The sequence below is a fragment of the Leifsonia poae genome (assembly GCF_050632865.1).
GTDB classification, from domain to species: domain Bacteria; phylum Actinomycetota; class Actinomycetes; order Actinomycetales; family Microbacteriaceae; genus Leifsonia; species Leifsonia poae_B.
Window position 1 is genome coordinate 109,264 of the sequence record NZ_JBODSA010000001.1, and the last position, 14,098, is coordinate 123,361.

Here is a 14,098-nt window from a genome sequence, read left to right on the forward strand (position 1 = left end):
GGCGCTCCCGATTGGGGGCCGCGAAAAAAGTGAGGATTTGTTAGATTTGTCGTATGGCGACAAGTCTGACCGACCGCGACGCGCCGCCGCGTCCCCCCGCCCCCGTGCTCTCGAGCGCGCGGCGCCTTCCTCAGCTGCGGCATCCGGTCGTCTTCTGGGTGCTCATCGCAATAGGCGTCCTCCTGCTCTTCACCATCATCTGGGTCTCCGTTCGCGGCTTCCTCGCGCAGCAGTCGCTCAATGCCGCCGTCCCCGCGGCCGACCGCGTCAAGGCGGCCATCGGGAGCGGTGACCTGGGCGGCGCAGGACGCGCCGCGAAAGAGCTCCAGCAGAAGACCGGCGAAGCCGCAGCGCTCACCTCGGACCCGGTGTGGGTGACCGTGGAGGCGGTGCCGTGGATCGGCCCCAACCTCACCGCGGTCCGCACCGCGGCGGCCGCCTCCGACACCGTCGCTTCGCGCGTCATCCAACCACTCGTCGCCGCAGGCTCTGCGATCGACCTGCGGGCGCTGGCGATCCGCGACGGGCGGATGAACCTGGATCCCATCATCAAATCCCAGCCGGCGGTCGCCAAGGCGCAGACCGCCTACACCGAGGCCAGCGCCAGCGTCGCCAGCATCGACACCGGCTCGCTCCTGAGCCCCGTCGCCGACGGCATCCAGCGACTCCACCAGGTGCTCGACCGGGCGACGCCGGAGGTCGACGCGCTCGGCAACGCCGTCAAGCTCCTCCCCGGGATGCTCGGGGCCGCGGAGCCGCGCAATTACCTCCTGGCGGCCCAGAATCCCGCCGAGCTGCGCTCCACCGGCGGCCTCATCGGCGCCGTAGCGCTGGTGCATGCCGAGAAGGGCGCCGTGACGCTGACGCAGCAGGAGGCGGGCACCTCCATCGGGCCGTGGTCGTCCGATGTCGCGGACGTCCCCCTGAACACACGGGGGCTCTACGGGCCGCTCGTCGGGCGCTTCCTGCAGGATGCGAACCTCACCCCCGACTTCCCGCTCGCGGCCGCGACCGCGTCCAAGATGTGGACCACCACCCACGGGGGCACGGTGGACGGCGTCATCGCCGTGGACCCCGTGGTGCTGAGCGGGTTGCTCAAGGCGACCGGCCCCATCACGCTCGACACCGGTGACAAGCTCACCTCGCAGAACGCGGTCAAGCTGCTCCTCAGCGATGTCTACCGCCGCTACGAGAAGCCCGAGCAGCAGGACCAGTTCTTCGCGTCGGCCGCGAGCGCGGTGTTCACCCGGCTCTCGGCCGGGGGAGTGGATGGCAAGAAGCTGCTGAGCGCGCTCGTCGGCGCCGGCGACTCCCGGCGCGTGCTGATCTGGAGCGCCGCAGGCGACGAGCAGAAGGTGCTGGCCGGCACGACCCTGGCCGGCGGCCTTCCCACCTCCGATCTCTCCACCGCAGGCATCGGCGTCTACTACAACGACGCGACGGGCTCGAAGATGGACTACTACCTCGGCACCTCGGTCGCCGCCGGCGCCGCCGTCTGCCGCGCCGACGGCAAGCCGACGACCGTCGTCAACGTGACGCTCACCAACCGCGCGCCGGCGGACGCGGGGACCTCCCTCCCGCGCTACGTCACGGGCGGCGGGACGTACGGCGTGACGCCCGGCAACATCCGTACGCGCGTCGCCGTGTACGGGCCGAGCGAAGGGTTCCTCGCCGCGACGCAGAGCGACGGCGGCAACTATCCCACCGTGGCCGGTGTCGACGACGGCCGGCCGGTCAGCCTGTTCACGGTGGAGCTCGCCCCCGGGGAGTCGAAGACCGTCTCGGTGCAGTTCCTCAACGCCGCCCAGACCACTCCGAAGCTCACCGTGGTGACGACGCCCACCCTGCCGGGCAATGGGACCACCCCCGATGTGGGGGCACGAAACCCGGTCCAGGCCATTGGTGTTCGGTGCTCAGCCGTCGTAAAGTGAGTATTACTCAACTAACCCGAGCGTGAGCCGGGCCCCAACTGAAAGGCGGGCCGATGTTCAAAAAGATCCTGGCGGCAGTCGCCGTGACCGCGGGGCTGCTGCTTGCTGCGCCCGCCGCCGCGAACGCTGACGACTACACCAAAGGTGCGGAGTGCGCGTTCGACGCGAGCGTGGCGACCGCCGGTGGCACAGCCACCCTCATCTGCGTTCCGGGCACGTGGACGCCCGGCGAGGCGATCACCTGGACGGTGACCGGGGAGTCCGGCTCGTCGTTCAAGCTGGCCTCGTTCAGCACCGCCAAGAGCAGCCTCCAGTTCGTCAAGCACTCCAACGCGGACGGCAGCGACGTGCTCACGGTGACCGTCCCGGCCTCGGCCACGGGCACCTACAACTTCGTCGGCGTCGGCCAGACCAGCGGGCACGAGTGCCCCGCGACCCTGACCATCCTGCCTGCCGACAGCGCCAGCACGGTCGTCGACCCGGGTAGCAGCAACGGACTGGCCCACACCGGTTCCGTCGTCGCCTCGTGGGCGGCCTGGATGGGCGGCTCGCTCGTCATCCTCGGCCTGATCGCCCTGGCGATCGTGGCCTGGGTGCGCAAGGTCAAGACCACGTCCTGACACCCCCCGCACCACCCGAGACGATTCCCGGCCGGACCAGCGAGGTCCGGCCGGGAATCGCCGTTAAGGGTTCTGCGTTGGAGACGGGGTGAGTACCAGCATCCCCGTCAACGTCCTCGACCTCGCCAGCCGCCCCGCCGGGGGCACCAACGCCGACGCCGTCGCCGGCACCGTCCGCCTCGCTCAGGAGGCGGAGCGGCTTGGCTACGGCCGATTCTGGGTCGCGGAGCACCACGGGATGCCGGCCATCGCGTCCAGTGCCCCCGCCGTCCTCATCGCCGGCGTCGCCGCCGCCACAGAGCGCATCCGCGTGGGCAGCGGCGGCGTCATGCTGCCCAACCACGCGCCGCTCGTGGTCGCCGAGCAGTTCGGCACACTCCGCGCCCTCTACGGCGACCGCATCGACCTCGGGATCGGCCGTGCTCCCGGTACCGACGGCGCCACCGCGATGGCCCTCCGCCGCAGCGTCGAAGGCCTCGGGGTCGAGGACTTCCCGCAGCAGCTGCTCGACCTCTTCGGCTTCTTCTACGGCGGCATGAGCGACGCCAACCCGCTGCACGGCATCACCGCCGTCCCCGGCCTCGGCGACGCGCCGCAGGTGTGGCTCCTCGGCTCCAGCGGCTACAGCGCCCAGGTGGCGGCGGCCCTCGGCCTGCCGTTCGCCTTCGCCCACCACTTCGCGGGCGAGAACACCGAAGCCGCACTCGACCTGTACCGGTCCAAGTTCGAGCCGAGCGACATCCTGAGCAAGCCGCACACCATGATCGCCGTGAACGTGGTCTCCGACGAGGACCCGGAGATCGTGCGGGCGCAGTCGCTGCCCGGCCAGCTCTCGTTCCTGCGGATGCGGCGGGGGCTCAAGCCCGAGCCGGTGAGCATCGAGGAGGCGCTGGCGTACGAGTTCACCCCGCTCGAGGAGGAGTTCATCGCCTCCCGCAACGCCCGCCAGGCGATCGGCACACCCGACGAGGTGAAGGCCCGGCTGGATGCGCTGCTGGCCTCCACCCAGGCCGACGAGCTGATGATCTCCTCGGGCGCCGCCAGCGTCGAGGGCCGCATCCGCTCGCTCGAGATCGTCCGGGAACTGTACCCCGCCGCATGACGGACCGTGACGGCGACCCGTGCGGTCGCCGTCACGCCCGGGTACCGTGGGCGCACATCCCGGAACCAACGCGAAGGCGGTACCCATGTCGCATCCACTGACCGTGGTCGGAGTGAGCGGAAGCCCCACCCACCCGTCCCGAACCACCGTGCTGGTGGACGAGGTCGCCCGCGCATACGCGGAGGCGTCGGGCGGCGTGCACCGCACCATCCAGCTCGCGCCGCTCCTGCCCGAGCTCGGCGCGGGCCCGTTCCGCAACAGCCTCAGCCCCATCGTGACGGAGGCGCTGGAGGCCGTAGAGAACGCGGACATCCTCGTCGTGGGCTCGCCCGCCTACCGGGCCACGTACACGGGGCTCTTCAAGCTGTTCTTCGACCACATCGGCCAGTACGCGCTCATCGACAAGCCGGTCGTGCTGACGGCGACCGGCGGAAGCGACCGGCACGCGCTCCTCGTGGAGCACCAGATGCGCCCGCTGTTCGGCTTCTTCCAGTCGCTCACGGTGCCGCTCGGCATCTACGCGAGCGAGAGCGACTTCGCCGACTACGAGATCCGCTCGGAGGACCTGCGCGAACGCATCGACACGGCGGTCTCACGGACGCTGCCGCTCATCCGGGCGAACATCGACCCGCAGGCGACCATCGCGGAGCGGGAGTTCGCGCGGCCGGATGCGTTCTGATCCGCTGCGCGTTCTGATCGCACCGCGCTCTGATCGTCCCGCCCGTGGTCATGAGCACCCGCGCGCTCGTGTATCCTAGATGAGGCCTTCGGGGTGTGGCGCAGCTTGGTAGCGCGCTTCGTTCGGGACGAAGAGGCCGCAGGTTCAAATCCTGTCACCCCGACCAAAACGAAGACCCGGTCAGTGATCACTGACCGGGTCTTCTGGTTTTCGCACTCAGACGGCGGCCGTCAGCGTGACCAGCGTCGCCTCCGGACGGCACGCGAAGCGCACCGGCGCGTAGATCGACGTGCCGAGACCGGCGGAGACGTTCAGGTAGGCCGAGCGGAAGGCGTGCCGCCAGACGCTCAGTCCCTTCGCCTGGGCGCGCGGGATGTCGCAGTTCGTCACCAGGGCGCCGAAGCCGGGAACGCAGACCTGCCCGCCGTGCGTGTGTCCGGCGAAGATCATCGACGCGCCGTAGGTGACGAACGCATCCAGCACCCGGCGGTAGGGGGCGTGGACGACGCCGATCGTCACCGCCTGGCGCTCCTTCCGCGGACCGCCATCCGGCCAGGTGTCGTCATCGGAGAACGGGTCGTCCTCACGCAGCTCGTCCAGCGCGCCCGGGATCGACTCGACCCGGTCGAACCGGATGTGCGGGTCGTCGACGCCGAAGAACTCCAGGTGCGTCCCACGGATCTCCAGCCCCGCCGCGCGATTGTCGAGATCGGTCCAGCCGAGGTCCCTGAAGAACGCGGTCAGCGCGGCGGTGTCGAGCCGCGGTGCGGTCGATGCCTTCTTCTTGGACGGGCCGAGGAAGTACTTCAGCGGGTTCTTGAGCTGCGGGCCGAAGTAGTCGTTCGAGCCGTGGACGAACACCCCCGGGATGCCGCGGAAGTCCTGGTACGCCGCACGGACGCCCTCGATCCCACGGGCGTGGCCCAGTACATCCCCCGTCTCGACGATCAGGTCGGGACGGAAGCGCGCGAGCGAGCGCACCCACTCCTGCTTCTCGCGCTGCCACGGCGCCATGTGCATATCGGACAGGTGCAGCACGCGAATCGGCTCGGCACCGGCTGGGAGCACCGGCACGCTGACCTCGCGCAGCGTGAACGCCTTGCGCTCCACCAGCGAACCGTACGCGAACGCGGCAGCGCCCGCGCCGGCCAGGAGGCCGAGCGCGGACGCCGCCGAACGCAGAGCTCTGCGCGCCACTAGCCGTTGGAGCCCGGTGTCGGCGGGGCGGAGGCCGCCGCGAGTGCGACGGTCACCTGCGTCCCCGGCTTGGCGGGAGCTCCCGCGGCGGGATCCTGAGCCTGCACGATCGAGGCCGGGTTGTTGCCGCCCTGAGCCTTCACCTTGAACCCGGCTGCGGTCAGCGCGGCCTGAGCGTCGGAGAACTTCTGGCCGACGACGTTCGGGACGGCGACGAGGGCGCCGTTGCTCGTGAAGAGCGTGATCGGCGTGCCCTTGCTCACCTGGGTACCGGGGGCCGGGTCCGTCGAGGACACGGTGCCGGCGGGGGCGACAGAGTCCTGCGGACCGCCGTCGGCCGACTCGAGGCCGAGCCCGGAGAGGATCGACTTCGCCTCGTCCGGCGTCTTGCCGGTCAGGTCCGGCACGGCGACCTGGACACCGCGCGTCAGCTTGCTCGGGGCGTCGGGGAAGTCGTCTCCGCCGTACTTGCCCACGGCGGCGGTCATCATGGTGCGCATGACCGCGGTTCGCGCGATCGCCGGGGTGGTGCCGTGCGTCGGGTAGATGCGGCGCATGTCCTGGTCACCCGTCACGTTGCCGACCCAGTAAGCGCCTGCCACCTTGGTGGTCGAGGCGACGAGCCAGAGCTGCTTGTTGCCGTCGGTGGTGCCCGTCTTGCCGAGCATGTCCTTGCCGGTCCGGTTCATCCCGGAGGCCGTGCCGCCGCCCTGGAGCGGGCCCTGCAGCGCCTTCGCCATGGTGTTCGCGACCGCGGGGTCGACGGCCTGGGTGCACTTGCTGGCGGGAGGCGGAACTTCCTTGCCGCCGCCGTCCACGATCTTGTCGATGGCGATCGGGGTGCAGGTCATGCCGTTGTTGGCGATGCCCGCGAAGGCGGTCGCCATGGTCAGCGGGGCGATGGTGTTCGTTCCGAGGACCGAACCCGGGTCCGAGTTCAGCTCTCCGCCGGCGGCGGGGTGCACGCCGAAGGCCTCGGCGTCCTTCCGGATCTCGCACAGGTCGAGCTGCGACGCCATCGAGACGAAGGCGGTGTTGATGGACAGCGTGGTCGCGTTCTGAGCGCTGCGCTGGCCCTCCTCGCCATAGGAGTCATTGGTCGGGCGGTAGCTGCCGCCCCAGTCGCCGGTGCACGAGTTCTTGAAGTGCGTGTACGTCCGGATGTTCGCGTTGACACTCTCGTTCAGGGAGTGGCCCTGCTTCAGCCATTCGGCCAAAGTGAACACCTTGTACGTCGATCCGACCTGGAAGCCGTTGGAGCCGCCGTAGTCCTGGTCGGTCGCGTAGTTGATGGAGGTGTAATCGGTGCTCGTGTTGAGCACGTCCGGGTCCTGGCTGTACTTGCGGTTCTGCGCCATGTAGAGCACGCGGCCGGTGCCGGGCTGCACGCCGGTCAGGACGGCGCCGAGGTCGACGTTCTTGTACGTCGGCGGCACGTAGTCGGCGATGGTCTGCTCCGCCACCTGCTGCAGCTGGAGGTCGAGGCTGGTGTAGATCTTGTAGCCGCCGCGGTTGAGGTTGGAGGCGCGGGTGTCCTTGTCGGCGCCGAAGGCGGGGTCGTTGAGGATGGTCTTCTGCACGTAGTCGCAGAAGTACGCCGACCCGCCCGCGGTCTGGCAGCCGCGCTCCGACCGGGTGATCACCGGCTGGATCGGCGTCTTGACCGCCTCCTGGTACTGCGCCTTGGTGAGCTTCTTGTACTGGTACATCTTGCCCAGGATGTAGTCCCGGCGCTCTTTGTTCTTCGCGTACCCGTTCGCGGCACCGTTGCTCTTGGACTCCGGGTCGTCGATCTTCAGACTGGTCGGCTCGTTCACGATCGCGATCAGGCTGGCCGCCTGCGCCGGCGTCAACGCAGCCGCGCTGGTGTTGTAGTAGTACTTCGCCGCCGCCTCGATGCCGTACACCGAACCGCCGAACCCGGCGATGTTCAGATACCCGACCAGGATCTGGTCCTTGCTGTACTTCTTCTCCACACCGATCGCGTACTTCATCTCCTTGACCTTGCGGTCCGGGGAGACACCGGTGGAGTCGGTCACGCACTCCTGATACTTGGCCTTCTGCTCCTTGGTCTTCACCGGGAGCGCTTCGCACTTCTGCAGCAGCACGTTCTTCACATACTGCTGAGTGATCGAAGAACCACCCTGCACCCCACCACCCGCGACGGTCGAGAGCACACCGCGGACGGTGCCCTGAATGTCGACACCACCGTGGCTGTAGAAGCGCGGGTCCTCGCCCGCGATCGCCGCATCCTTCGCGGCCTGCGAGATCTGGTTGAACGCCACGGGGAGGCGGTTCTGGGAGTAGAAGGTCGCCAGGGGCACATCCTGGTCGCCGTTCTTCGCGTAGATCGTGGTGGGCTGGGCCAGCTGGTCGACGTTCAGGTACTCCGGAAGCCCCTCGAAGACGCCGATCGAGTTGTTCGCGGCCATGCCCGTGACCGCGATCGCGGGGGTGACGGCGGCGGTGACCAGAAGACCGGCCACGACGCTCATGCCGATGAAGGCACCGGCGGCACCGAGCACACCTCTAGCCTGTGGTTTTTGCGCAGACATAGGATCAGAGTAGGTGATCAACCTGTTAAAGACCCTCTACCTAGGAGCACGATGACGCGCTGGGAGTACCTGACCACGCCCCTGATGATCCACAACACCGCCGCCATCCTGAACAACTGGGGGTCGGAGGGATGGGAGCTCGTGCAGGTCGTGACCGGCCCCGAGGGCGGCCTGGTCGCCTACCTCAAGCGCCCGCTGCCCGGTGAGGAGCAGAACTGATGGCCGACATCGAAGCGCGCCTCGCCGAACTCGGGATCACGCTGCCCGAGGTCGTCCCGCCGGTCGCGGCGTACACGCCTGCCGTACTCGACGGCCACCACGTCTACACCTCCGGCCAGCTCCCGATGGTGTCCGGAGCCCTCCCCGCGACCGGCAAGGTCGGCGATGGGAGCGGGCTCGTGTCCGCCTCCGACGCCAAGGAGTACGCCCGCATCTGCGCGCTCAACGCGCTGGCCGCGGCCAAGAGCGTCCTCGGCTCGCTCGACCGCGTCCGCCGGGTCGTGAAGGTCGTCGGCTTCGTGGCCTCCGATCCCGACTTCACCGGCCAGCCGGGTGTGATCAACGGCGCCTCCGAGGTGCTGGGCGAGATCTTCGGCGACGCCGGCGTGCACGCGCGTTCCGCCGTCGGGGTCGCGGTCCTTCCGCTCAACTCGCCGGTCGAGGTGGAGCTCATCCTCGCCGTCGACTGACGACGGATGCGCGGAGGGGCGGTGCCGACCGGCGCCGCCCCTCCGTCGTCTCAGGGACCCGGCCTACGAGAGCTTCGCCTGGATCGAGCTCATCACCGCGGTGTCCGCGAGCGTCGTCGTGTCGCCGACCTCGCGTCCCTCAGCCACATCCCGCAGCAGGCGCCGCATGATCTTGCCGGAACGCGTCTTCGGCAGCTCGGTGACGATGAAGATGTCGCGCGGGCGTGCGATCGCGCCGATCTGCTGGGCGACGTGCTTGCGGAGCTCGGCCGCCACATCCAGGGCGACCGCCTTCTCGAGCTGGTTCTGCTTGATGATGACGAAGGCGACGACGGCCTGACCGGTGGTCTCGTCATTCGCGCCCACGACGGCGGCCTCGGCCGTGAAGGGATGAGCGACCAGCGCCGACTCGATCTCCGCCGTCGACAGGCGGTGGCCAGAGACGTTCATCACGTCGTCCACGCGCCCCATCAGCCAGATGTCGCCGTCGGTGTCGTAGCGCGCCCCGTCGCCGGCGAAGTACTTGTCGCCGAACTTCGACCAGTACGTCTCCTTGAAGCGCTCCGGGTCGCCCCAGATGCCGCGCAGCATGCTGGGCCAGGGTTCGGTGACGACCAGCAGGCCGCCCTGGTCCTTGCCGACCGGGGTGCCCGCTTCATCCAGGATGTCGACCGAGATGCCCGGGAGCGGCACCTGGGCGCTGCCCGGCTTGAGTGTCGTGACACCCGGCAGGGCCGAGATCATGATGGCGCCCGTCTCGGTCTGCCACCAGGTGTCCACGATCGGGGTGGTGTCGCCGCCGATGACCTCGCGGTACCACATCCACGCCTCAGGGTTGATGGGCTCACCCACCGAGCCGAGCACGCGCAGGCTCGACAGGTCGAACTGCTGCGGGTGCTGGCGTCCGATCTTCATGAAGGAGCGGATGGCCGTCGGCGCGGTGTAGAAGATCGACACCTTGTACTTCTCGATCAGCTCCCACCAGCGCCCGGGATGCGGCGTGTCCGGAGTGCCTTCGTAGAGCACCTGTGTCGCGCCGTTCGCGAGCGGGCCGTAGACGACGTAGGTGTGCCCGGTGATCCAGCCGACGTCGGCGCTGCACCAGTAGACGTCGGACTCGGGGTGCAGGTCGAACACGTTCTTGTGCGTGAACGCGGCCTGCGTGAGGTAGCCGCCGGAGGTGTGGAGGATGCCCTTGGGCTTCCCCGTCGTACCGGAGGTGTAGAGGATGAAGAGCGGCTGCTCGGCAGGGAACGCCTTGGCGGTGTGGTCGGCGTCGACCAGCGCGATCTCGTCGTGCCACCACAGGTCGCGGCCTTCGGTCCAGGCCACCTCGTTCTCGCCGCGCTTCACGACCAGGACGTGCTCGACCGAGGTCGCCTCACCGGTGAGAGCCGCATCCACGGCGTCCTTGAGGGGGAACACGCGACCCTTGCGCCAGCCGCCGTCGGCCGTTATGACGAGCTTCGCCTCGGCGTCGTCGATGCGGGAACGCAGGCTCTCGGCGCTGAAGCCGCCGAAGACGACGGAGTGGACCGCGCCGATGCGCGCGACAGCGAGCATCGCGATGACGGCCTCCGGGATCATCGGGAGGTAGATCGCCACGCGGTCGCCGGCACGGATGCCGAGGCTGGTGAGCAGGTTGGCCGCCTTCTTGACCTCGGCCGTGAGCTCGGCGTAGGTGATCGTGCGGGTGTCGCCCGGCTCGCCCTCCCAATGGATCGCAACCCGGTCGCCGTTTCCCGCCAGGACGTGCCGGTCGAGGCAGTTGAAGGCGACGTTCAGCTCGCCGTCGTCGAACCATTTCGCGAACGGGGGCTCGCTCCAGTCGAGGGTGCGCGTGAACGGCGTGTGCCAGTGGAGCAGGTCGCGCGACTGGTCCGCCCAGAATCCCAGACGGTCTGCGGCGGCGCGCTCGTACAGCTCGGCGGTCGCGACCGCGTTCGCGGCGAACTCGTCACTCGGCGGGAACCGGCGTGCCTCGTGGAGCAGGTTGTCGATTGTGTTGCTCATGGGGAGTCTTTTCGCTCCTTTGCGATGCGGTCGATACGGGTCGTGGCGCGACAATGCCTGACTCTACAACCTGCCGGGGAGGCGTCCCCAGGAGACTTGCGTTTGCATCGAATCTGCGTAAACTGGTCCCCGGCCGAATGTAAATTCGTGCGTGCGGCGCAATCGATTCCCCCAATCCTGCGCCGCAGTGGCCGCACCTGTTCCCCCCAATAGGTGCGGCCCCCTCTTTAACCGGCTGTTTGGCCAAGTCGTCCACAGCCGAGGTCCTTCTCGCGTTCTCCACGGGTTTACCCGTCGTGCTCATCTGAGCGGTCATGGTTCTTAACGTCGTCCTCATGACCGATGCATTAGTGACCTCCGTACCCTCCGACGAGCCCGGGCTGTGGCGGACGTTCGGGCGACTCACGCCCTACCTCCTGAGGCCCGGCGTCACCGACCTGTTCGTGACGGGCACCGGCGACTTGTGGTCGGACGGTCCTCCGCACGGGCTCCGGCGGGAGGACGGCTGGCGCGCTGACGCCGGCGAAGCCCGGTCGCTCGCCGTCCGCCTGATCGCCGCCGGCGGACGCCATATCGACGAGGCGACGCCGTTCGTCGACGTCCGACTGCGCGGGGGCGTGCGCGTCCATGCCGTCCTGCCGCCTGTCTCCACCGGCGGGGCGCTGCTCTCGATCCGGGTGCCGCCGCGCGCCCAGCCGACCCTCGACGAACTCGTCGCCGCGGGAGGCATGCGGCCGCCCGACGGGGATCGTCTGCTGCGGGCGGTGCGCGCCAGGACCAACCTGCTGATCACCGGCGCCGGCGGAGCTGGGAAGACCACGCTGCTGGCCGCCCTGCTCGCGACCGCGCGTCCGGATGAGCGGATCGTCGTGATCGAAGACGTCGCGGAGCTCCGCATCCCGCATCCGCACGTCGTCGGCCTCGAGACCAGGCAGCCCAACCTGGAAGGCGCGGGCGGCGTCGACCTGCGCCGGCTGGTCCGTGAAGCGCTGCGGATGCGCCCCGATCGGCTCGTGCTGGGCGAGTGCCGCGGCGAGGAGGTGCGCGACCTGCTCGGCGCCCTCAACACCGGGCACGACGGGGGAGCGGGGACTCTGCACGCCAACTCGCTGGATGACGTCCCGGCGCGGCTGGAGGCGCTTGGCGCGCTCGCGGGCCTCGACGACCGAGCGCTCGCCCGGCAGGCGGTGAGCGCGATCGGGCTCGTTGTACACCTCGAGCGGGATGGACCGGTGCGGCGGGTGAACGGATTCGGGCAGTTGCGTGCCGGGCCGGATGGTCGACTGGCGATCGAGCGGGTGGACCCTGGGGACACGTCGTGAGGAGGCCCAAGCCGGGCACGGACGCGGATGCTGTCGCCGGGCTCGCCGAGTCGCTGGCGGTGCTGTTGGATGCTGGACTCACGCCGCGATCCGCATGGGCCGCCGTGGCCGCGCACAGCGGGGACCCGATCGCCCGCCGGGTGGTCGACGCGCTGGCATCGCGGACCTCGTGCGCCCGAGCGGTGAGCGACGTGGCGGCCACCGACGACCTGCGGGCCGTCGCGGCAGCGTGGCTGGTCGCGGAGCAGGCGGGCGCGCCGCTGGGGCAGACCCTGCGCGCGGTCGCTTCGACGGTGCGCGACGTCGCCGAAGCGGAACGCGAGGCCGAGGTGGCTCTCGCGGGCCCGCGGGCGACCGCTCGTCTGGTGGCATGGCTGCCTGCCGTGGGTGCTCTGCTGTCGCTGGGGCTCGGTGCGGACCTCGTCGGAGCGGCGACCTCCACCGCCGGCGCCGCGACCATCGTGACCGGACTGGCGATCATGCTCGCCGGTCGCTGGTGGATGCGCGCCCTGCTCCAGCGGAACCTCGCGCGGCGCCCCATCCCCGGACTCGCCGAAGAGCTTGCGGCCGTGTCGCTGGCGGGCGGCTCGTCCGCGGGGTCGGCGCTCGAGGCGGCGCATCGGGCGGCCGGCGAATCGGGTCTCCCGACGCTCGACGACGGCGGAGTCCGCAGGATTCTCGCGCTCGCGGCCTCGGCCGGTGCGCCCGCTGCCGAACTCCTCACCGCGTCCGCCCGCCAGCAGCGCCGGGCCGCGCGTGCCGAGGCGCGGCAGTCCGCCGCGACCCTCGGAGTGCGGCTCATGATGCCCCTCGGGGTCTGCGTGCTGCCGAGCTTCCTGCTGCTCGCGGTGGCGCCCTTGGTCCTGTCCCTTCTGTCGTCCACAACCGCGGGCCTGAGATGAGTTGTCCACAGATTCCGCGTTCGCGCTCCGGCCGCTGCGGCCGCCGCGAAGGATGGGATCACACGACGGAATCACAGAACGGAAGGAAGCGACATGGGGCGCATGACGACATGGTTGCGACGCTCGGGCCGGCGGATGGCGGCCCGGCTGCGGGGAGACCGGGGTGCGGCCACGGCGGAGTACGCCATCACGATCCTGGCCGCGGTCGGCTTCGCCGGCGTCCTGGTCGCCCTGTTGAAGGGCGACGAGGTGAAGGCGATCCTCTCCGATCTGGTGCACCGTGCGCTGGCCGGAGGATGACCGTGGAAGCGTCAGCGCGGAGTTCGCGGTGGCGCTCCCGGCTGTGCTGGGGTGCCTTGCGCTATGCGTCGGCGGCATCTGCGGGGCGGCGCAGTATGCGGCGCTCGCCGGAAGCGCGGCCGTCGCCGCGCGGCTGGCGGGACGCGGAGACGATCCTGGTGGCGCCGCAGCGCCCGCCGGGACGACCTTGGGCATCGAGCGAGAAGGAGGAGTCGTATGTGTCAGCTCTACGGCGTCGGACGACACGACGCTGAGCCGGCTCGGTATCCGGCTGATCGCCCGGGCGTGCGCGCTCGACGAGAGTGTCGGGCCGGGAAGCCCCGGTATCCGGCTGAGCGCCGGGGCGCGTGCGCTCGACGAGAGCGTCGGACCGTGAAGCCCCGGTGGTGGAGGGACGACGCGGGCGCGGGCTCGGTGCTTGCGCTGGGCATCGCATGTGCCGTGGTGACGGTGGCGGGCGGGGCCATGACCGTGGTCGGCGCGAGCGCCGCCCAGGCGCGCGCCGCGGTCGCTGCCGATCTGGCAGCGCTCGGCGCGGCCGATGCCGCGTCGGGGCGGATCGGCGGCGTGCCGTGCGATACGGCCGGCCAGGTGGCTCAGGCGAACGGCGCGGCGCTGGCGGCATGCGACCAGGCGGGGACCGTCGTCACGGTCACGGCGACGACCCCGTACCTGGTGTGGCACGCGAAAGCGTCCGCGCGCGCCGGACCGGCGGCGCCGCGGTGACATGGGGCCAGCTGCGGCCGGTGCGCGTCAGCGGCGGTGCGCGTCAGCGGCGCTGGGCGTCA

At 70.0% G+C, this 14,098-nt stretch carries 14 protein-coding genes and 1 tRNA gene; 12 read left to right on the forward strand and 3 right to left on the reverse strand.

The window, feature by feature from the left end; all coding sequences use genetic code 11:
* The first annotated feature begins 53 nt into the window (after nucleotides 1-53).
* The 5 genes from ACRAWB_RS00525 to ACRAWB_RS00545 all read left to right on the forward strand — a co-directional run bounded on the left by ACRAWB_RS00525 (nucleotide 54) and on the right by ACRAWB_RS00545 (nucleotide 4,498).
* Nucleotides 54-1,931 carry a DUF4012 domain-containing protein gene (locus tag ACRAWB_RS00525; protein WP_431351576.1) on the forward strand — a complete coding sequence of 626 codons (1,878 nt, stop codon included), beginning with the start codon at nucleotides 54-56 and terminating at the stop codon, nucleotides 1,929-1,931.
* A gap of 53 nt (nucleotides 1,932-1,984) precedes the next feature.
* Nucleotides 1,985-2,551, forward strand: coding sequence for a hypothetical protein (locus ACRAWB_RS00530; protein ID WP_431351577.1), 567 nt, complete (start codon nucleotides 1,985-1,987; stop codon nucleotides 2,549-2,551).
* An 88-nt stretch (nucleotides 2,552-2,639) separates the two neighbouring features.
* Nucleotides 2,640-3,653 (forward strand): LLM class flavin-dependent oxidoreductase, encoded by a 1,014-nt coding sequence (locus ACRAWB_RS00535; RefSeq protein WP_431351578.1) that lies wholly within the window; start codon nucleotides 2,640-2,642, stop codon nucleotides 3,651-3,653.
* Between the two features lie 85 nt (nucleotides 3,654-3,738).
* On the forward strand, nucleotides 3,739-4,332 hold the full coding sequence (gene msuE, locus ACRAWB_RS00540; protein ID WP_431351579.1) for an FMN reductase: 594 nt from the start codon (nucleotides 3,739-3,741) through the stop codon (nucleotides 4,330-4,332).
* A gap of 89 nt (nucleotides 4,333-4,421) precedes the next feature.
* Nucleotides 4,422-4,498, forward strand: a tRNA-Pro gene (locus ACRAWB_RS00545).
* A gap of 50 nt (nucleotides 4,499-4,548) precedes the next feature.
* Here the strand turns inward: ACRAWB_RS00545 and ACRAWB_RS00550 are convergent.
* Together ACRAWB_RS00550 and ACRAWB_RS00555 are read right to left on the reverse strand one after the other, a co-directional pair.
* A complete protein-coding gene (locus ACRAWB_RS00550; RefSeq protein ID WP_431351580.1) occupies nucleotides 4,549-5,529 on the reverse strand; it encodes a metallophosphoesterase in 981 nt (326 codons plus the stop codon).
* Nucleotides 5,529-8,054: a transglycosylase domain-containing protein gene (locus ACRAWB_RS00555; protein ID WP_431351581.1), complete on the reverse strand. Its 2,526-nt coding sequence runs from the start codon at nucleotides 8,052-8,054 to the stop codon at nucleotides 5,529-5,531. The genes ACRAWB_RS00550 and ACRAWB_RS00555 overlap by 1 nt, the downstream gene beginning before the upstream one ends.
* Before the next feature lie 81 nt (nucleotides 8,055-8,135).
* Here ACRAWB_RS00555 and ACRAWB_RS00560 point away from each other — a divergent pair, with 81 nt between their 5' ends.
* Together ACRAWB_RS00560 and ACRAWB_RS00565 are read left to right on the forward strand one after the other, a co-directional pair.
* A complete protein-coding gene (locus tag ACRAWB_RS00560) occupies nucleotides 8,136-8,303 on the forward strand; it encodes a hypothetical protein (protein ID WP_431351582.1) in 168 nt (55 codons plus the stop codon).
* Nucleotides 8,303-8,773 (forward strand): RidA family protein, encoded by a 471-nt coding sequence (locus ACRAWB_RS00565; protein WP_431351583.1) that lies wholly within the window; start codon nucleotides 8,303-8,305, stop codon nucleotides 8,771-8,773. Before ACRAWB_RS00560 ends, ACRAWB_RS00565 begins: the two co-directional genes overlap by 1 nt.
* A 63-nt stretch (nucleotides 8,774-8,836) precedes the next feature.
* Here ACRAWB_RS00565 and acs read toward each other — a convergent pair whose 3' ends face one another.
* Nucleotides 8,837-10,786: an acetate--CoA ligase gene (gene acs / locus ACRAWB_RS00570; protein WP_431351584.1), complete on the reverse strand. Its 1,950-nt coding sequence runs from the start codon at nucleotides 10,784-10,786 to the stop codon at nucleotides 8,837-8,839.
* 335 nt (nucleotides 10,787-11,121) lie between these two features.
* On the opposite strand from acs, the gene ACRAWB_RS00575 reads away from it, so the two are divergent.
* The 5 genes from ACRAWB_RS00575 (at nucleotide 11,122) to ACRAWB_RS00595 (ending at nucleotide 14,036) form a co-directional block, all read left to right on the forward strand.
* A complete protein-coding gene (locus ACRAWB_RS00575) occupies nucleotides 11,122-12,108 on the forward strand; it encodes a TadA family conjugal transfer-associated ATPase (RefSeq protein ID WP_431351585.1) in 987 nt (328 codons plus the stop codon).
* Nucleotides 12,105-13,010, forward strand: a complete 906-nt coding sequence (locus tag ACRAWB_RS00580; RefSeq protein WP_431351586.1) for a type II secretion system F family protein — start codon at nucleotides 12,105-12,107, stop codon at nucleotides 13,008-13,010. Before ACRAWB_RS00575 ends, ACRAWB_RS00580 begins: the two co-directional genes overlap by 4 nt.
* A gap of 102 nt (nucleotides 13,011-13,112) precedes the next feature.
* Nucleotides 13,113-13,310, forward strand: coding sequence for a DUF4244 domain-containing protein (locus tag ACRAWB_RS00585; RefSeq protein ID WP_431351587.1), 198 nt, complete (start codon nucleotides 13,113-13,115; stop codon nucleotides 13,308-13,310).
* A 28-nt stretch (nucleotides 13,311-13,338) separates the two neighbouring features.
* The gene (locus tag ACRAWB_RS00590) at nucleotides 13,339-13,686 is read left to right on the forward strand and encodes a hypothetical protein (RefSeq protein ID WP_431351588.1); all 348 of its coding nucleotides are present in this window, start codon (nucleotides 13,339-13,341) and stop codon (nucleotides 13,684-13,686) included.
* A complete protein-coding gene (locus ACRAWB_RS00595; RefSeq protein WP_431351589.1) occupies nucleotides 13,683-14,036 on the forward strand; it encodes an Rv3654c family TadE-like protein in 354 nt (117 codons plus the stop codon). The genes ACRAWB_RS00590 and ACRAWB_RS00595 overlap by 4 nt, the downstream gene beginning before the upstream one ends.
* Nucleotides 14,037-14,098: the final 62 nt, after the last annotated feature.